Annotated in this window: 16 protein-coding genes and 1 other annotated feature; of the genes, 1 reads left to right on the top strand and 15 read right to left on the bottom strand. The window is 32.3% G+C overall.

What is annotated here, in order from left to right:
- Nucleotides 1–96: 96 nt before the first annotated feature.
- The 13 genes from B7R65_RS11215 to B7R65_RS11275 all read right to left on the bottom strand — a co-directional run bounded on the left by B7R65_RS11215 (nt 97) and on the right by B7R65_RS11275 (nt 14,953).
- Complete coding sequence (locus B7R65_RS11215) at nt 97–957, bottom strand: M50 family metallopeptidase (protein ID WP_088042880.1); 861 nt, start codon at nt 955–957, stop codon at nt 97–99.
- Nucleotides 950–1,717, bottom strand: a complete 768-nt coding sequence (locus tag B7R65_RS11220) for a M23 family metallopeptidase (RefSeq protein ID WP_088042881.1) — start codon at nt 1,715–1,717, stop codon at nt 950–952. The genes B7R65_RS11215 and B7R65_RS11220 overlap by 8 nt, the downstream gene beginning before the upstream one ends.
- Nucleotides 1,718–1,990: 273 nt before the next feature.
- Nucleotides 1,991–2,785, bottom strand: a complete 795-nt coding sequence (gene minD, locus B7R65_RS11225; protein WP_088042882.1) for a septum site-determining protein MinD — start codon at nt 2,783–2,785, stop codon at nt 1,991–1,993.
- 2 nt (nt 2,786–2,787) lie between these two features.
- Nucleotides 2,788–3,474: a septum site-determining protein MinC gene (minC, locus tag B7R65_RS11230; RefSeq protein WP_088042883.1), complete on the bottom strand. Its 687-nt coding sequence runs from the start codon at nt 3,472–3,474 to the stop codon at nt 2,788–2,790.
- Nucleotides 3,475–3,521: 47 nt separating this feature from the next.
- Nucleotides 3,522–4,040, bottom strand: a complete 519-nt coding sequence (mreD, locus tag B7R65_RS11235) for a rod shape-determining protein MreD (protein WP_088042884.1) — start codon at nt 4,038–4,040, stop codon at nt 3,522–3,524.
- 7 nt (nt 4,041–4,047) lie between these two features.
- Complete coding sequence (gene mreC / locus B7R65_RS11240) at nt 4,048–4,902, bottom strand: rod shape-determining protein MreC (RefSeq protein ID WP_088042885.1); 855 nt, start codon at nt 4,900–4,902, stop codon at nt 4,048–4,050.
- Nucleotides 4,903–5,042: 140 nt separating this feature from the next.
- Nucleotides 5,043–6,077 (bottom strand): rod shape-determining protein, encoded by a 1,035-nt coding sequence (locus B7R65_RS11245; RefSeq protein WP_088042886.1) that lies wholly within the window; start codon nt 6,075–6,077, stop codon nt 5,043–5,045.
- 135 nt (nt 6,078–6,212) lie between these two features.
- Nucleotides 6,213–6,881: a RadC family protein gene (radC, locus tag B7R65_RS11250; RefSeq protein WP_088043209.1), complete on the bottom strand. Its 669-nt coding sequence runs from the start codon at nt 6,879–6,881 to the stop codon at nt 6,213–6,215.
- A gap of 39 nt (nt 6,882–6,920) precedes the next feature.
- On the bottom strand, nt 6,921–7,478 hold the full coding sequence (locus tag B7R65_RS11255) for a Maf family protein (RefSeq protein WP_088042887.1): 558 nt from the start codon (nt 7,476–7,478) through the stop codon (nt 6,921–6,923).
- A 314-nt stretch (nt 7,479–7,792) separates the two neighbouring features.
- On the bottom strand, nt 7,793–8,740 hold the full coding sequence (locus tag B7R65_RS11260) for a hypothetical protein (RefSeq protein ID WP_088042888.1): 948 nt from the start codon (nt 8,738–8,740) through the stop codon (nt 7,793–7,795).
- Between the two features lie 459 nt (nt 8,741–9,199).
- Nucleotides 9,200–10,915 (bottom strand): sensor domain-containing diguanylate cyclase, encoded by a 1,716-nt coding sequence (locus B7R65_RS11265; protein WP_088042889.1) that lies wholly within the window; start codon nt 10,913–10,915, stop codon nt 9,200–9,202.
- Between the two features lie 28 nt (nt 10,916–10,943).
- Nucleotides 10,944–12,245 (bottom strand): bifunctional folylpolyglutamate synthase/dihydrofolate synthase, encoded by a 1,302-nt coding sequence (locus tag B7R65_RS11270; RefSeq protein ID WP_088042890.1) that lies wholly within the window; start codon nt 12,243–12,245, stop codon nt 10,944–10,946.
- 65 nt (nt 12,246–12,310) lie between these two features.
- Nucleotides 12,311–14,953: a valine--tRNA ligase gene (locus tag B7R65_RS11275; RefSeq protein WP_088042891.1), complete on the bottom strand. Its 2,643-nt coding sequence runs from the start codon at nt 14,951–14,953 to the stop codon at nt 12,311–12,313.
- Between the two features lie 51 nt (nt 14,954–15,004).
- Nucleotides 15,005–15,243, bottom strand: a binding site (T-box leader).
- A gap of 228 nt (nt 15,244–15,471) precedes the next feature.
- Here B7R65_RS11275 and B7R65_RS11280 point away from each other — a divergent pair.
- Complete coding sequence (locus tag B7R65_RS11280; RefSeq protein WP_088042892.1) at nt 15,472–16,236, top strand: sporulation protein; 765 nt, start codon at nt 15,472–15,474, stop codon at nt 16,234–16,236.
- Nucleotides 16,237–16,314: 78 nt separating this feature from the next.
- Here the strand turns inward: B7R65_RS11280 and ysxE are convergent, their stop codons facing one another.
- The gene (gene ysxE / locus B7R65_RS11285) at nt 16,315–17,349 is read right to left on the bottom strand and encodes a spore coat protein YsxE (RefSeq protein ID WP_088042893.1); all 1,035 of its coding nucleotides are present in this window, start codon (nt 17,347–17,349) and stop codon (nt 16,315–16,317) included.
- A gap of 87 nt (nt 17,350–17,436) precedes the next feature.
- Nucleotides 17,437–19,083 (bottom strand): LysM peptidoglycan-binding domain-containing protein, encoded by a 1,647-nt coding sequence (locus B7R65_RS11290; protein ID WP_179194844.1) that lies wholly within the window; start codon nt 19,081–19,083, stop codon nt 17,437–17,439.
- Nucleotides 19,084–19,383: the final 300 nt, after the last annotated feature.

A 19,383-nucleotide genomic window follows, 5' to 3' on the forward strand; every position in this document is an offset into this window, starting at 1 on the left:
GCTTATTAAGTACTAAAACAACATAATCTAATTACAAAATAAATAAAAAGGTGGCTTCGAATTGGAGCCACCTTTTTTCATTGATCCTATGCTTTACTAACTGATTAATTCTTCAAGTGAGGATGTTGCTTTTTTTTCAGTAAAATATGCATGTAATAGCTCATTTTCATCAAGCATTTGTTGCGTTTTTTTATCTATCGAGAACACTACATTGTACTTATAGCCTTTTTGAAAATTAGTAAAAACTTGGAAGAGTTTTGTCTCTTTTGTTAAATTTATCGATTTGATTTTTTGTATATATGGTTTGCTCCCATAAAATCTTTCCATTAAAAAACGAATTGCAACAAAATGCCTATTTTTCCATTCCAACCATAATGAAACCATTAAAAACAGTAAACAAATCCATATTGTAATATTTGTAGGCTGAATAATAATTGTTGCAAATGAACATAAAGCTAAAAATGCGAACGATGAGTAAAGGCTATATTTATGTGCTCTTACAAAAGGATAAATTAATGAGAGGAAGTGATAAATTAGTTTACCACCATCTAATGGCCAAATCGGTAATAAATTAAAGCATAAAATACTTACATTGTATCCTATAAAAAGTGAATATAAATTCTCTGGAATATAATTAAATTCAAATAAGAGTTTCGCGATAATAAATAAAGTTAAATGTTGAATTGGACCAGAAACTGTAACGATAAATTCTTCAAAAATTGGTCTGTTCCCATGCTCATCCAACTCTACTACACCACCAAAAGGTAGCAAAGTAATTTTATTAATCCGCCAATTAAATTTAGTCGCTGCGATCGCGTGTCCTAATTCATGACAAAAAATAATAATCGTTACAAAAAAAACCGACCAAAAATTTGCAGTTAATATACCAATAACAGCAATTAATAAATAAAGTGGATGAAGTGATATTTTGGAAGGTAGCTTTAACCATTTATTCAAATGTAATCACCTTTTTCGGGTCAATAAATTTTTCACCCATTTTAATTGCGAAATAATATGTTCCAAAATTTCCTTCTGCATCAGTTGATACTGTTCCAATTACTTTTTTACTGTCAACCCTGTCCATATACTTTACATTTATTGAACTTAATTTTCCATACCACGATTCAGATCCATCTGCATGTTGAATTCTTACTGTATTACCTAATTGGTCTTTTTTCCCTACAAAAATAACTTTACCGTCTTTAATAGCCTCTACCTTTTGATTTGGTTCAGTTTGTATTAATATACCTTGTCCGTCCATTTTAAAATTTTGAAGTACTTTTCCACTCGCGGGAACAGCATAATCTTCAGAAGCAATCCTATCATTCTCATTTTTAAGTTGTGGTAAAAAAGCAATTGGAGATCCAAAACGATCCTCATACCATTTCTGAATGGAAGCGAATTGAAACTCACTATTGTATACTTTTGATAGTCCGTTCCTTACTTCAGTTGCAATAGGAGAGTTACTTTTTAATACGATTGCTAGTCCGAGGACAATAACCGCACTTAATAAACTCCTAAATAGAAATGTTGAGTTTTGAATTCTTTTAATACCTTGTTGTTCAACTAAATCGTCATACGTATAAGTATATCCGCCCTCAGAATTCTCTTCTTTTAATGGGAATTTTGTCATCATCTGATTAGGATGACCCCATTTTTCCTCTTGTTCACGTCGCTTAGCAATCCGCTTTCTTATATCATCTACTCGTTTACTCAAAGTGTCACCTCTCCTCGCAATCTTGTTATTCAATTTATATGAGAATGGTGGACAACTTATGAGTAGATAATTACAAAAGAACAACACTAGCAACGCCTTCTAATAAACACCTACTAACTAACGCATCTGTTAGAGACAAACTCGGACAACTCTGATAGGAAAATCTATATTCATTTGATGAAATAGTGGTCTTCCCATTTCGAAAATGATTATAGTTTTATCAAAGTACTAGAATTGGACAATGAAAAAACACTTCGCAATTAAGACGAAGTGTTATCGAATACCAAATAATTTTTTCACTTTAAAAAATAAACTCTTTTCAGTTTCAAGAGACTGTAAAGGAACAGATTCTCCAAGCACCCGTCTAGCTATATTTCTATAGGCAATAGAGGCTTTAGAATTCGGATTCATAGCAACGGGTTCGCCGCTATTTGTTGCTTTAATGACATTTTCGTCATCCTGAACAATTCCGATTAAATCTATAGCTAATGTAGAAGTAATATCATCTACATCTAAGCTATCCCCATTTTCCATCATATGACTTCTAATACGATTGATCACTAGTTTTGGAGGCTCAATATCCTCTTGCTCTAATAATCCAATTATGCGATCAGCATCTCTAACTGAAGAAATCTCAGGAGTTGTAACAACAATCGCTTTATCTGCCCCAGCAACAGCATTCTTATAACCTTGCTCAATACCTGCAGGACAATCTATTAATATATAATCATAGTCTTTTTTTAATTCATCAACAAGTACTTTCATTTGTTCAGGTGAAACAGCAGTTTTATCACTTGTTTGAGCAGCTGGTAATAAGTATAAGCATTCAAATCGTTTGTCCTTGATTAGGGCTTGATGCGTTTTACAACGTCCTTCAATAACGTCTACTAGATCGTAAACGATTCGATTTTCTAATCCCATGACAACATCTAAGTTTCGTAGGCCAATATCAGTGTCAATTAAACACACTTTTTTACCAAACATTGCTAAAGCTGTTCCTAAATTTGCTGATGTAGTTGTTTTACCAACTCCACCTTTACCAGATGTAATTACTATAGCCTCTCCCACAGTTACATCATGCCCCTTTCTAACCTTGTCAAACTAGGTCTAAGATGAGTGAGAAATTGAATGCGATCGACAATGATTTGGTCATCTTCGTTTATGTATGCGCATTCCATTTCATTGCCATCATCACCATAATGATCAGGTGCTCTGTTCATTATGCTGCAAATTCTCAACTGCATTGGTTTCATTATTGATGCTGCAATAACTGCATCATTCTTACCATTAAAACCAGCATGGGCAGTACCTCTTAGTGCACCCATTATAAAGATATTTCCACCTGCAATAACAGTTCCACCCGGGTTAACATCACCGATTAACAGTAAATCACCTTTAACTTGAAGAACTTGTCCAGATCTAACCATTCTGCAAATAGGTACAATTTCTTCCCTTTTTAACCATTCCACAGCTTCCTGTTTCGAAACAACATTACTTTCAATTGTTTCTACTACAAGATTATTTTTTTTTCGTATGATTGTACGAATTATTTCATCTTGTTCAGGAGAAAAGAAGCGGTTACCAATCTTTAATCGTACTGCAAGTAATGGACGATCATTGCTCTCAAACAAATGGGTAGAAAGTCGTTCTTCAATTTCATCTACTAAAATCTGAAAAGAACATGTATCATCGAGGTGCATTGTTAAACCATCTTTAGTTCCTTTTATTGTAACATATTGTTGCCTCTGTTCCATGATAAGTGTTCACCCCGAATGTATAATTCGACATGCACTCAAAAAATCCTTTATTTTTCCTCATTATTTTCACGAATTGTTCTTAATAATGATGAAAAAGGATATGCGAAAATTAATATAAAGAGTGCATTCAGTAATAATGTCGGAAATAATCTATAATTTATGAAGTAACTATTTAACATATTTGTATATCCAAATAATGCATTTAATCCGTATATCAAATATTCTAAAGCAGCTGTCCAAATTAAAACAAGAATACTTCGAACAAATAAATTTGCATAAAGTATTTTTATTGCCTGACTAATTAAGAAGATAAATAGCGGAAAAGCAGCTAAATAAATTCCTATAATCTCTGTATACACAATATCATATATTACACCAAAAATAACCCCATAAATAAGAGCTTTTTTTGGATTATAATATAAAGTTACAAAAAGTAATCCAAAAAACAAAAAATGTGGAACAATAATTCCTTGTTTCCCTAAAATTGTTGGAGACACATTTGATACATAAATATTTTCAAGTATAAAAAGAAGTGATAGAAGGAGAGGTAAAACATACTTACTCATCTACTTTCTACTCTCCTTTCTTTGGCGTATCAATTGTACGTTTAACAACAATTACATGATTAATATCATTAAAATCCGCTTGTGGTTTAATATAAGCTGTTTGTGTTAATCCATGTTCATCTGGTTCAACTTCTTCTACTTTTCCAATTACTAAACTATCTGGAAAAACTCCACCAAGTCCTGATGTAACAACAGTTTGACCTTTTTTCACTTTAGCATTTGAAGGAATTCGTTTAAATAATAATGCTTGTTTTTCAACATCATAACCTTCAATTAGACCATAAACAGTGTCTTTTTGTTGAATTTTCGCAGATATTCGATTTGTTCGGTCAGATGCACTTAATAATTGAACAGTCGAAGAAAATTTTGAAACATTCTTTACTTTCCCAATTAAACCTTTTGAAGTTATAACTGCCATCTCTTTTTCAATACCATTTGTTGATCCCTTGTCAATCGTAATAATTTGTTGCCATTTGTCAGGATCTCTAATAGTTACTGTTGCTTGAAATGTTTCATAATCGCTTAAGGTTTTTTCTATCCCTACAATAGATCTTAATTCTTTATTTTCTTTTTCTAGTTCTTTTTCGCGAACAGATAGTTCTACATATTTATCAAGTTTACTCTTTAATATTTGGTTTTCCTTATATGTATCTTTCAAATCTGAAATATTATTAAAGAAACCCGCAATAATTTGTGCGGGTTTATTAAATACTTTTTCAGTCAAACTTACTGTATCTTTAATAAACTGCTCAGGAATTGAAAGGTTTCTGTTACTTCTTAAAGAATAACCTAGAAGTGCCACCAATAAGATAATAGCAGCTAAGACAATCATTAATCGTTTATTTTGAAAAAATTGTGGCATTCTTACACCCTCTTATAGCAATTCGGCTTTTTATTCCTACGATTTCATGCGTATAATCCTCACTAATAAAAGTGAGGATTATATAGCTTACACATTCTTTACATATCATTACTCAATCATTTTCGGCTGAAAGAAACTACTTAGCGGTATGAATTTGAAGAGTAATTCTTTTTGAAAATATCGATATTATCTAAAGCTTTACCAGTTCCAATCGCTACACAGTCAAGTGGATCTTCTGCAACGATTACTGGCATATTTGTTTCTTGACTTATTACTTTGTCTAAGTTACGAAGAAGTGCTCCACCACCAGTTAATACGATACCACGATCAATAATGTCCGCAGCTAATTCTGGAGGAGTTTTTTCTAATGTATTTTTTACAGATTCAACAATCGCATCAACTGTATCGCTAAGCGCAGTAGCAATTTCTTCAGCATAGATCGTAATTGTTTTCGGTAATCCTGAAATTAGATCTCGTCCACGAATATCCATTTTTTCATTCGTTTCTACTTTTCCAGCCGATCCGATTTCAAGCTTTAATTGCTCAGCAGTACGCTCACCAATTGCTAAATTATAATTTTTCTTAATATATTGCATGATAGCATCGTCCATATCATCGCCTGCGACACGAATTGATTGACTAGTTACTATTCCACCTAATGAAATAATAGCAACTTCAGTTGTACCACCACCGATATCAACTACCATACTTCCAGTAGGCTCCATTACAGGAAGGTTTGCTCCAATTGCAGCAGCGAAAGGCTCTTCAATTAAGAAAGCATCACGTGCTCCTGCTTGTCTTGTCGCATCAATTACTGCTCTCTTTTCTACTGCTGTAATTCCTGATGGTACACATACCATAACATATGGCTTTCTTGAGAAAAATCCGTTACTTTTTTGTGCTAGATGAATATAGTGTTTCATCATAGTAGCCGTTGTTTCAAAATCAGCGATTACCCCATCCTTCATTGGTCTTGTAGCAACTACATTGCCTGGAGTACGTCCAATCATGTTCTTTGCTGAATTACCTACAGCTACGATCTGCTTTGTATCCGTCTGTAGAGCAACAACTGAAGGTTCTCTAACTACAATTCCTTTTCCTTTTACAAAAACTAAAGTATTGGCAGTACCTAAGTCTATTCCTAAATCACGTGTAAATCCGCCTAATCCTAACATATGTATCTTCCTTTCTAAAACGTACAACTTAAATTCATATTTAAAGTATCTATACTATATTTTCTTATCGTTAGTAAATAACAGGTTTTTATCCATAACTTACATTATAAAACAATTAGCCACTAATGAACACCCTTAAACGTAACCTTTTTCTTTTAAACTGACATACTTATGTTCACCAATAATGATATGGTCTAGTATTTCAATTCCAATTATTTTTCCACATTCAACTAATCGTTTCGTCACTTCGATATCCTCTCTACTTGGAGTAGGGTCTCCACTTGGGTGATTGTGTAAACAAATAATTGAGCTGGAAGATCTTCTTAATGCTTCCTTAAACACTTCACGTGGATGAACAATTGATGCATTTAGACTGCCCTTAAAAATTGTTTCGCGGGCAATAATTTGATTTTTCGTATTTAAGTATAAGCATATAAAATGTTCTTGTTCAAGAAATCTCATTTCATCCATCATGAAATTCGCACAATCTTCAGGACCCTTGATTCTATATCTGTCATCAAATTGAAGTCGGTTTATTCGTTTCCCTAGTTCAAATGCAGCCAATAATTGAACAGCTTTTACTTCACCGATTCCTTTTATATTTGAAAGTTCTTCAATAGATGCGTTCATTAAAAATCTTAATCCATCAAATTTCAATAAAAGTTGATTACAAATTTGTAAAACAGGTTCATTTTTAGTCCCAGTTCTTAAAACGATCGCAAGTAATTCTTGGGTGGACAGACTATGGGGACCATCTTTAATTAACCGCTCTCTTGGTCGATCTTCTTTTGGAAAATCTTTCATGAGAAGAGTATCTTGCAAAGTACCACCTCAAATCGCTGATTAATATAGTTCAGAAAGTTTTTTCTTTACTTTATTAATTGGAAGTCCAACAACAGAAAAATAGTCGCCGTCTATTTTTTCTACGAATGTTCCTCCAAAACCCTGTATACCATATGACCCAGCCTTATCCATTGGTTCTTTCGATTCGATGTAATCTAATATTTCTTGATCACTTAATTCACTAAACGTTATTTTAGTGCACTGAAAAAAGTTTGTGCATTTTCCTTCATGAACAATCGAAACACCAGTAAAAACTTCATGAGTGTTCCCAGATAACATCCTTAACATTGAAAATGCATCTTCTTTCGATGAGGGTTTTCCAAGCTTTTTATCATTATAAGTTACAATTGTATCAGCACCAATAATAATTGCATCTGGAAATTTTTTGTATACATCAATTGCCTTTTCTTCTGCTAACTTCATAACTAATTCAGATGAATCTAAATTTTGATCCATTACTTCTTCAACTTGGCTTGTTTCTATAACAAATGGAATATTTAACATGCTAAGTAATTCTTTTCTTCGAGGAGACGCAGAGGCTAATATAAGTTTTTTCATTTTAGTCACCTATTATTTAATTTTAAAAGGAAGGATACACTTTCATCCTACCTAGATACCCACTATAACACAAATTAGTAAAAAACACTTTTCGACTTAAACTCGTTATATAAATGTAATAAAATTGAAAGATTTGCTATGTATTAAAACAAATCTTTATCAAACATATATTATTTAATAGAAATGTAATCTATTTTAGATTTTTTCAAGATAATATTCAAATGATATCCCATTTAATTAAAGCTTATAAAGCCATTTTTAATCTCAAAATTAGTTTTTTTACAATAATTTAACAAAAAATACACTAACAAAAATTAATTTGTTAGTGTATTTTTTTGTTCTTTCAATATTTTAAATAATGATAAAACATCATATTGTACCGATTCCGTAATTTGACTCAATGTATCATTTTTATTTGCAGTTATTACTTTTTCAATATTTTGTAAGTTCTTTAGTCCATCTAATAGTTTTTTGTTCGTTATCTGATCTTTTTGATTCGTTAAAATTAATAATGTCGAGTTTATTTGTTCAAGTTGTTTTTCATTATTAAAATTAGTACTAGTTAAGTAGGATAACATAAAAGCAAATGTTTCCACCTCAGCGTTAAACATATCAACTGAATTTTTTGGACCGGTATAGGTCGCTCCTGCTATCGTTTCTTCTTTTAAATAAACACTATCAAGTTTCCTTTTTACAACATCGCCTAAATAAGTACTATCTTTTCCACTGATTCCAATTACAACAAAAAAAGCATCATTCTTTTTATAGATTATTGGGTTATAACCTAATGCAGCTATTTCTTCTACATTTTTCTTTGCAGATTCCATATTTTTAAACATTCCAACCTGTGCCAAATCAAACGAAACAGAAGGTATTTTTAATTGAGTTGGTGGAGAGGTTATTGAGACTTCTCCGTTTACTGGACTTTGAGTGTCAGGCTTCGATTGTTTAAAAATCCCTAAAAATACAAATCCAAAACATAAACCAATCAAACTTGCACTTATAATGGAGATAATTATACTTTTATATGCGGAATTTGAAGAAAAAAAAGAAATTTTCTTTTTAGCCTTTTTCACTTTCTCTTTCTTCTTCTTTTTTACATCATCTAGTACAATTACTTTTTTACCTAAACCGTCAGGAGTAGGTAAAACCCATCCAAATTCCTCAAACTTTTGCACTTTCTCGGGAGGATCCACTACTGCTTCTTCAAACTGTTTTTCCTCTCCATTAATTTTAATCGATATTTTTGAGGACTTGTCCATTTGAATCCTCCTAATAGATTATTTTATAACGTAAAAGAATACTAACACACAAATTTAAAAAAACTCGTAGACATTTGTCGAGAACAAACCTGTATCGCTCAACAAATATAGACAACAACAAAATGTGGAAAAAGTTCTCTCAGCTCTGAAGGGAATATCTCCATTCATCTGAAGAAGTGGTGAATTTCCACTTCAAAGATGAATGGAATATTACCGAAGAGCTAGCTTTTGGTACTGGACAACTTGAAAAGTGGAAGCGCCTTGGTCAGCCCCGACAAGCATAAGACAGGTTCTAGTAAAGGTTGCTTTTTACCTTTGCTGGAATTTGGCTTATGACCTCGAGGGGCTAACAACTGGACTATTCGAAAAGTGGAAGGCGTTTGGTCAGCCCCGACAAGCATAAAATTATCTTTCGGAGAAGAGCAAAAAAAAAGAAACCATCATTCTAACTGACGGTTTCTATTTTGTATACAATGCTACTTTATTTCTACCTGCATTTTTAGCGTCAGAGTACATTGCTCGGTCTGCACAACGAATTAAATCTGTTGGCTCACTTGCTACAAATGGGGCTACCGCTGCTCCAATACTAGCTGTGATTGTTAGTTGAACTTGTTGTTCTTCATTCGTCATATGATTTGTTACGAAAAACGGAATATTTTCAAGGTTTGTCCTAATTTCCTCCGCAATTGAATAGGTTTCAGTTTCACTATGGTTTACAAGTAAAACTGAGAACTCTTCGCCTCCAAATCGAGCGACTAATCCGTTTTGATTCACTACATTTTTTATTCTTTGAGCGACTTCAATTAAAACTTCATTTCCAGCCTGATGACCATAGTGATCATTTACTCTTTTAAAATGATCTAAATCTATTAATAATAATGAAACGGTTTTAATTTCAAATGTTTTTAATCTAGCAAATTCATTCTTAATTTTTGCTTCAAGATATTGAAAATTGTATAATCCCGTCAGTGAGTCAGTTTCACTTTTCGTCTTTGTTTCTAAGTAAAATCTTGCATTTTCAATTGCAATCGCAAGATACAATGCTAATATTTCAATCATGACTACCTGATAACGTTTATATGCGTTTTTTTGATCTGAAGCTATTGATAACACACCAATAACTTGATTATTTTTAATAATCGGGATAGACAATAAACTTTCTGCTTCCATATATTTTTTATGATCGTTAGTAAACCATTGAGAACGACGTGTAAAAATATATTCTTTTTTGTCATTAAAAACTTTCTCAGAAATCGAACCTTCAAATAAGTTAAAGTTTGGAGAACTAAAGTTTTTTTCATCGACTTTATTTATAAAATGTCTTTTTAATTTTAATTGACTATTTTCAACTAAAAACAAAGTACCATATGAAACAGGAATGAGAGTTGTTAGTTGGTCAAAAAATTCGTCAATTACATCATCTTCTTCCATTCTTTGAGTCATTTTTTGACTAATTTTCATCGTCTGCTTTAAATACTTATTCATATTTAATGCAGATGAAAGAGAATTTAAAATGATCATTAAAATGATATAGTAAATTGCTATATAAAATAGTGTAATATAGCCCTTTGTTTCTAACATTAAATATAAACTGATTCCAATAGGGTACATCAAGAGACTGATAAAAAGATCCCACTTAAATTCTCTATTGATTATTTTAACATCCCTTTTGTATAGATAAACTGTGACAAAATAAATAACGATTTGATTGATCCAAAAGGATGCTAGAGTATAGACAAGAATTGGGATTAAACTACTTAGCATTTCCTTTGTGCCTGATGGTTCGCTTACTCCCCCAACTAAATTATAAAGTAATGCACTTCCTACTGAACAAAGCGCAAACATTATAGAATTAAGTGGCATTCTATAGAGCGTTTTTTTAGGAATACTTACTCTTATGTATAAAATGGCATATGCTAATTGACTTATTAATAATTCAGCAAATAATCCATATGATAAAAAAACTAAGATTGATACGCCTAATATAAATGAAAAAGTAGCATCATTAATTTGGATTGGCATATTCGCCACAATTAAGAAAAGACAAATGATGATCAAGAAGCTTGATCGTTCTATATGTTCAAGAGGGCTAATCAAATGAGCATAATAGAATAGTAAAGGCATAATCAATAGCCACGAAATCCAAATTAGCCTACTACTTTTCTCATTAATCATGATTTGACGTCCCTTCTTATAATAATGTCTAAACGTTTTTAGATAATAAATATTTTCTCACATTTGAGATAAAATATAAAGAACCAGTTATTAATAAAGTCCCATTTTTTTGAATTTTTTTTAAATTATTATCAATTGCTATACGATAATCATTTTCATATGTTAAATTTAATTCCACAGCACACTCAATTAATTCTTTTTCTGACATTGCTCTAGGGAATTGAAAGGTTGTAATTGTTATATCTTTTGCTATTTCTCGCAATGCTGCTACCATCTCTTCTACTTCTTTATCTTTTAATGCAGAGAATAAAATCTTTATTTCTTCACGCTCAAAATGTGTCTTTATCGTTTCAACTAAACTTTTTATTCCTTCTACATTATGTGCACCATCAATTACTACCATAGGCTCAGAGGTAAGAATTTCTAATCTTCCAGGTTTATGTGCTCTTTTCAAACCTGCTTTAATGTCATTTGCACTAAATTTCATATTATATTTTTTACTTAAGATTTCAATCGCCATCAAAGCGCATGATGCATTTCTTATTTGGTGTTTACCAAGCATAGAAATTTCAACATTTTCAATGGAAGTATTTATCCCATAATAGGTGAATTTTTCTCCATTATCATTGTTTATATGCTGAACTGATATATGTTTTCCAAATTCGTAAAGTACTGCCCCATTCTTTATCGCCATATTTCTAATAATGTTTAGTGCTTCCTCTTTTAATTCTGCAGTAATTGTAGGAATCCCCTCTTTGATAATTCCTGCTTTATGAAAAGTAATTTCTTCTATTGTATCTCCAAGTATTTGATGATGATCATGACCTATACTTGTAATGATACTTAATAACGGCGTCATGACATTTGTACAATCTTCTAATCCGCCTAGACCCACTTCTACTAAAAATAAATCGTGCTCTCTTATTTCACCAAAGTAATAAAATGCCATAGCTGTAATGATTTCAAATTCTGTTGGGGCACCACATGGTAATTTCTCAACTTCTTCAACAATCGGAATGAAATGATTTACTAATTGAATAAAAACTTCTTCTTGAATCATTTCACCACAAAACATTATTTGTTCACGGTATTCAATGATATATGGAGATGTAAATGTACCAACTGTATAACCAGCTTCCAATAGAATACTTTGAAGATAAGAAATTGTAGAACCTTTTCCGTTTGTACCTGCAACATGAACTACTTTTACTTTTTCTTGAGGATTATTTAATCTAGTTAACATTTCCTCCATCCTTTGTAAACCTGGAACGATACCGAACTTAGTTCTGTTTAGCATCCAATTAAGTGCTTCTTCATATGTGATAACCATTGTATCCCTACCTTTATCGTAAAAAACGACGAATAAGATGTCTCTTTATTCGTCGTTTTTAATCTTTATTTACTTAATTCTGCAATACGAAGTCTAACAGCTTCTTGTTTTTCAAGATAGTCTTTTTCTTTTTTACGCTCTTCTTCAATTACTGCTTCTGGTGCTTTAGCAACGAATCCTTGATTGCTTAATTTCTTTTGAACGCGCTCTACTTCACTCGTCCATTTTTCCAATTCTTTTTCTAAACGTTTTTTCTCTTCATCAAGATTAATTAATCCTTCAAGAGGAAGATAAATTTCCGCTCCACTTATTACTGCTGACATACATTTTTCAGGAGCAGTTAAATTAGTCGAAATTGTTAATTCTTCTGGATTACAGAAACGTTCGATATAAGAACGATTCTCTTCTAATGCAGTTGCAATATTTTCATCCTTAGCAGAAATCATTAATTGGATTTTCTTGCTCATAGGTGTGTTAACTTCAGCTCGGATATTACGAACTGAACGGATTAGTTCAACTAATATTTTCATCGTTTCAGATGCAGTTTTGTTTGTTAGTTTTTCATTTACGATCGGCCAAGCTGAAACAGTAATTGACTCCCCTTGATGTGGAAGTGATTGCCAAATTTCTTCAGTTACGAAAGGCATAAACGGATGTAAAAGTTTCATCGTACTTTCTAAAACGTATGCTAAAACTGAGCGTGTCATATTTTTAGCATCTTCATTTTCACCGTATAAAGGAATTTTAGCCATTTCAATATACCAATCACAAACATCGTCCCAGATGAAATTGTATAGTACACGGCCAACTTCACCAAACTCATAACGATCAATTAATGAAGTAACACTTTCAATTGTTTCATTTAAACGAGTTAAAATCCATTCATCGGCAACAGATTTTTCTTTTGTTAAATCGATTTTTTCATATGTGAAACCTTCCATATTCATTAACGCAAATCTTGACGCATTCCAAATTTTATTTACAAAGTTCCAAGTAGCTTCAACTTTTTCAATGCTGAAACGTAAGTCTTGACCTGGTGCACTTCCTGTAGTTAAGAAATAACGTAATGAATCTGCTCCGTATTTTTCAATTACATCCATTGGATCAACACCATTACCAAGTGATTTACTCATTTTACGTCCTTGTTCATCGCGTACTAACCCGTGAATTAATACATCGTTAAATGGTCGTTGTCCAGTAAACTCAATTCCTTGGAAAATCATACGAGATACCCAGAAGAAAATAATGTCATAACCAGTTACTAAAACATTTGTTGGGAAGTAAGCTTGGAAGTCTTTACTTTCTTCATTTGGCCAACCTAATGTAGAGAATGGCCATAATGCTGAACTAAACCATGTATCTAATACATCATTATCTTGGTTCCAGTTTTCAATATCTGCAGGTGGCTCTTGATTTACATATATTTCTCCAGTTTCTTTATGGTACCAAGCTGGGATTCGATGTCCCCACCATAACTGACGTGAAATACACCAATCGCGAATGTTTTCCATCCAACGTAGGTACGTTTTCTCAAAACGATCTGGAACAAATTTTACACTCTCATCAGAGTTTTGTAATGCAACAGCAGCATCTGCTAGTGGTTGCATTTTAACAAACCATTGAGTTGATAAATACGGTTCAACAACAGCACCGCTTCGTTCACTATGACCAACTGAATGCATATGTTCTTCAATCTGTACAAGAACGCCCATCTCTTGTAAATCCTTTACAATTTGTTTACGGCATTCAAAACGATCCATTCCATTGTATTTCCCTGCTTTTTCGTTCATCGTACCATCTTCATTCATTACTAGAATGCGTGGTAAGTCATGACGATTTCCAACTTCAAAATCATTCGGATCATGTGCAGGTGTAATTTTTACTACTCCAGTACCAAATTCCATATCTACATAGTCATCAGCAATAATTGGAATTTCGCGATTAACGATTGGAAGCATTACAGTTTTACCAATCATTGACTTATATCTATCGTCTTCTGGGTGTACGGCAATTGCAGTATCACCTAACATTGTTTCAGGACGAGTAGTTGCAATTTGAATTATTCCAGATCCATCTGTTAAAGGATATTGCATATGATAGAATGCACCTTGAACATCTTTATAAATTACTTCAATATCTGATAAAGCAGTTTTTGTCGCAGGATCCCAGTTGATTATATACTCTCCACGATAAATTAAGCCTTTGTTATAAAGCTTTACGAATACTTGTTTAACAGCATCAGATAACCCTTCATCCAATGTAAAGCGTTCACGTGAATAATCTAAGCCTAAACCAATTTTTTCCCACTGAGCACGAATGTGAGACGCATATTCTTCTTTCCATTCCCAAGCTTTTTCAAGAAACTTTTCACGGCCTAAGTCGTATCTTGATACGCCTTCTTCACGTAATTTCCCTTCAACCTTAGCTTGAGTAGCGATTCCAGCGTGATCCATTCCTGGTAAGTATAATACGTCATATCCTTGCATACGTTTTGCGCGAGTAAGAATATCTTGTAAAGTAGTGTCCCAGGCATGACCTAAATGTAATTTTCCTGTTACATTCGGTGGTGGAATTACGATTGTATATTTCGGTTTCTCCGATTCTACTTGTGCTTCAAAAAACTTTCCATCTAACCAAAATTGGTAACGATCTTTTTCAACTAAACTTGGATCATATTTTGTTGGTAATGATTGCTGTTTTGTTTCCATCTTCTACATCTCCTCTAAATTATTGAAAATAAAAAAACTCCATTCATCCCTGAAAAGGACGAATGGAGTTAGATTCGCGGTACCACCTTTTTTTGTCAGAAAACCAGAATTTCTTTAATCTGACACACTTAAAAAAGATAACGGATCATCCGGTAACTTCTATTCACTAAAAGTTTTCGAAGCCACTGCTCAAGGGCGACATTCCAACTCTTTTTTCTAGAAACCTCCCACCAATTGGTTTCCTCTCTGAAGAACTAGTTTGTTGTACTCTTCCCTATCTACGCATTTCAATATGAATATATGTAATAGTCTACAAAATTTACTTATCTTTAGTCAACAGTATTTCTATTTTCTTTCTAGATTATTCACAAACTGTCAATATTGTACCAGGTTTTTTAATCGATAATTCAAATTAGAAAAGGAATTGTAATGAATTTTTAACATTCACATATACTAGTACTTATTTAATTATGCGATAATTGTATAGTATCTAGATATAATATTTAAGGGGGATATTCATGGGTTTATTTAAAAATACATTAGCTCGTGTTCTTGGAATAGGAGGAACACGTATCGATACAAAGCTTGAAAAGAAAGAATATCAAGCGGGAGAACGAGTAAAAGGTGAGTTACATATAAAGGGCGGAAAAGTTAAACAAGAACTTGAATCTGTTTATTTACATGTAATGACAGAATATGAAGTAGAAACGAACGATAAAACATATTTTCAGAATGGTACGTTACAAAAAGTTATCGTGTCGGTTGATCGAATCATTAAAGAAAATGAAGAAGTTGTAATTCCATTCTTCTTTACATTATCTGAAAATACACCGGTATCGATTCACAAATCCTATATATGGATCAAAACTCACCTAGAAATTGATAAAGCAGTTGACCAATATGATGCAGACGGTATTCAAATCATTCCTTCTGCTGGCTTAAAAACAGTCATACAAGCATTACAAGAAGAGGGCTTCGTTTTAAGAGAAAGCGAAAATAAAAAGAAATACGGTAAAATTATTCAAGAATTTGAATTTTACCCAATGAATGGTGAATTTAGAGGAAAACTTGATGAATTAGAAATTAACTATTTAAGCTTTGAAAAAACAGTTGATATTATTCTTCAGGTTGACCGTAAAGCAAAAGGATTATCTGGATTATTCTCAGAATCATTAGGAACTGATGAATCGAATGTAAGAATCTCATTTTCAAAAGAGCAAATTACAGACAAGATATTTGTACGTACTAACTTAGTTAAAACAATTAAACGTTATTGTAAATAATTTTATTGTTCATACAAATTTATTTATCAATTAATCAAAAGTACAAGAAACCCATCTAATCGAAATGATAGATGGGTTTTACATATCTATATCCACAGCCTTAGCTGCTTCAATTTCTTCTCGTATTTTTGAAACGAAAAATTCTATATTATTCATATGCCAAAACGAATGCAAAAGATTTTTTACATTTTCTTTTTCGTTCTTCGCTCCTGAGCGTTTCATATAAGCTGAAATTTTATTAGAAAATTGGGTTGGATATGCCATATAACTCATAAATAATAGTTTTTCCTCTTCTCTTAAAGAGAAATTTTTTTCGTACATTTTCAGCCAATTATTCCGTTCAGTCTGTTGAATCGGGTAGGTTTTAAAAGAAGACTTATAGTAATTTGTTAAGTCCTGTATTGGTGTGGTTTCTTGCGCATTCTCTAAATTAATAAATACTCCTTCCCCTCTTTCATTTACTAAAAAGTGCGAGATAGATAAACTTCCGTGATTCATAACAATTCTCGTATTTTCAGTTTCTTTCATTTTTTTATACCATTCTTCTAATTGGGCTTTTGCAAAATTGTGTGCACTCAACACTTTATGAAAATATGTGCAATAACTTAATTCGTACGGTGACATATACCAATTACTTTCTGCTGATTCTATAAATGTTTCTAATACTTCTTTATCTTTGCTCCATCTGCTTGTTAATTTATCAAAATGTGTTTGCAATTGCTCTTTATCCACTTTTTTCTCTTTTTGTGTTCGATTATGCATTTTCCCTAAGGAGGTAAACATCCTCTGAAAGTGTAAGTTCTCATCTGATCTTGAATCAACATTCTCGATCCATGGCATTAGATAATAGTGCTTTGTATTATACTCAACTACATAATCGCCATTTTGTGTATGATATATCGGTACGACATTTCGAAAACCTTTATCTTGTAAGGAACGAACATTTGCGACTAAATTATTTCGATATACTCGATTTGCATTCGCTTCTTTTAAGGCAAAAACTCCTTGATTTGTATAGACTTTCACTACTTTTCCAACAGTTTCAAAGTAGTTTGGAACAATATGATATTGAGCTAAAATGACGCTTATTTCATCTTTAGGTTTCGTATACATTTTTGCGTCACTCTCTCTTTCTAAATGAGTAAAAGCCTTGTATTAGTAGACAAGTATCTAATCTAATACAAAGCTTAAATCATATTATTATTGTTTTATTGCAGTTATCGGAATATAAATAATTTGACCTTCCGATAAAAACTCATCGTTTAAATTATTAACTCTATTCAATTGTTGTGTTTGCAAATTGTATTTTTTTGCAACAGATTCAACAGTATCTCCATTTTGTGCTAAATATAGTTTTAATTTCGAGTAAGATTCTTCTTTACCTTCTCCAGTAAATAGACTTGTGAGTAAATTATCACTTCTCACTTTACTTCTATTATCGCTTTCTTGCGCCTCTGCATTATTATTGTCATCTATATGCTCGACGTGAACCTGTTCCTGTTCAACTTGAGCTTGATAATATTCTGCATAATATGGAGGTGTTTGACGAATATCATTAGGATTTGCATATGGAATTGCCTGGTTTCCTTGTGGAAAAGGATTTTGATAATAAGGTTGCTGATTATAATTAAATGGCGGCTGTTGGAATTGATTATTAAAATACTGCTGATGACTTTGTTCAACTGAACGATTGTATTGTTCTTGATTGAATTGTTCTTCAAAGTTCTGCGTTTCATTTTGAGTATTATTCGCATAGTTTTGCAAAGCTGAATAATCATTATTTAAAAAACTCGGTCTTTGATTGACCTCATTATTTAGTATATTAGGTTGAATATTGAATCCATTATTAAAACTTGGATATGGCGTAGATTCGGTATTTGCATGTAAGTCCTGTTCAGCTATATCATTATTTTCACGATATAGCTCCTGATATTCTTGTGTTTGCTCTACAGATTGCTCTTGATTATAAACAAAATTATTATCATTCACCGTATTTTCTTGATTTTGTTCCTCAAATTCAAATTCCAATGTTTGTTCATTAGAAAGTTCAGCATTATAGACATACGGCGAGCTGTCTTCCTCTTCTAAATATGTTTGAGATTGATTAGAATTTTCATCCTGCACTTGTTCTACTTCAGCAGGTCTAAACACTTCTAAATAAGTAGGTTGCTGAGGATAAGTCTGCACTTCCACTTCTTGCTCCTCTTCAAGTGACTGAATCCAATCACTACCGTAAAGATTATCTTTTTCTTCAGTTAAATCTGTAGGCGGTTGATTAAAGAACTGGAATTGTTCTTCCTGTTCTCGATTCTCCTCATTTTCTTCGTCATTACTTGTACGGTAATCATTACTGTAATTATAAGCATTATACTGTTCATGGGCCCTTTGTTCGTGGTAATTGTCTACCGCTCGATTATCATGAAGACCAGAAATACATAAATCAGCTGCTATTTGAATACTGCCTTTTTCAGCTAATTGATAATCGAATGTTTCTACCGACACGCATAGATTTTCAAGATCAGTGATTCTCGTTAATGGTATTGAAATATCGACTGGAAATTGATGCCTTAACTCATAACTACCATCTTCAAGTAATACAACATCCTCTACTAATCTGGAAGGCGCTAATTCTCTAAGAGAAATATAATCACCTTGGTCTGCTTGATCAGGTGAATAATTACCTTCTAAGGTCAAGACACCCTTCACTTGTACGTACTCATCGAATTGCTGTATAGTAATGTCTGGATTAAGCGAGAGTGACCTTACCTCTTTAACTTCCTGTCCTTTTTGGAACCAGACAGTTTCTTTCAATGAAAAACGAATATTTGTTTGGTTTTCTGAAGACACGTTAATGTCCTCCTCTCATCGTCCAATTTGGTCTATGACATTACATTTTTATGAAAGAAGTGAAAAAAATATGAAGAAAAGATTCATATTAAGTACAAAATATGAAAAATTTCAAGCAGAATTGAACTTACGTAGTTAAATGACTTAAATAATTTTTTACGATTTTCATATATACAATACTCATTTATATGTAATGCTCTTATCTATTAGATGTTTTTTCAAAAGTTATGATTAAAACATACTATTGAAAAAGAAAATGACTGGAGCATAAAGTGAAAGACAACTGTGGAAGTTGCAGGA

Origin of the sequence: Bacillus sp. EAC (assembly GCF_002156875.1) — a bacterium.
GTDB lineage: Bacteria > Bacillota > Bacilli > Bacillales > Bacillaceae_G > Gottfriedia.

Bases quoted from the DNA above. Each gene is read 5' to 3' on its own strand.
- B7R65_RS11275 (WP_088042891.1), bottom strand. From the start codon at position 14,953: ATGGAAACAAAACAGCAATCATTACCAACAAAATATGATCCAAGTTTA.
- mreD (WP_088042884.1), bottom strand. From the start codon at position 4,040: ATGAGTAAGTATGTTTTACCTCTCCTTCTATCACTTCTTTTTATACTT.
- radC (WP_088043209.1), bottom strand. From the start codon at position 6,881: ATGAAAGATTTTCCAAAAGAAGATCGACCAAGAGAGCGGTTAATTAAA.
- B7R65_RS11260 (WP_088042888.1), bottom strand. From the start codon at position 8,740: ATGGACAAGTCCTCAAAAATATCGATTAAAATTAATGGAGAGGAAAAA.
- B7R65_RS11245 (WP_088042886.1), bottom strand. From the start codon at position 6,077: ATGTTAGGATTAGGCGGATTTACACGTGATTTAGGAATAGACTTAGGT.
- ysxE (WP_088042893.1), bottom strand. From the start codon at position 17,349: ATGTATACGAAACCTAAAGATGAAATAAGCGTCATTTTAGCTCAATAT.
- B7R65_RS11255 (WP_088042887.1), bottom strand. From the start codon at position 7,478: ATGAAAAAACTTATATTAGCCTCTGCGTCTCCTCGAAGAAAAGAATTA.
- B7R65_RS11270 (WP_088042890.1), bottom strand. From the start codon at position 12,245: ATGGTTATCACATATGAAGAAGCACTTAATTGGATGCTAAACAGAACT.
- B7R65_RS11280 (WP_088042892.1), top strand. From the start codon at position 15,472: ATGGGTTTATTTAAAAATACATTAGCTCGTGTTCTTGGAATAGGAGGA.
- mreC (WP_088042885.1), bottom strand. From the start codon at position 4,902: ATGCCACAATTTTTTCAAAATAAACGATTAATGATTGTCTTAGCTGCT.
- B7R65_RS11265 (WP_088042889.1), bottom strand. From the start codon at position 10,915: ATGATTAATGAGAAAAGTAGTAGGCTAATTTGGATTTCGTGGCTATTG.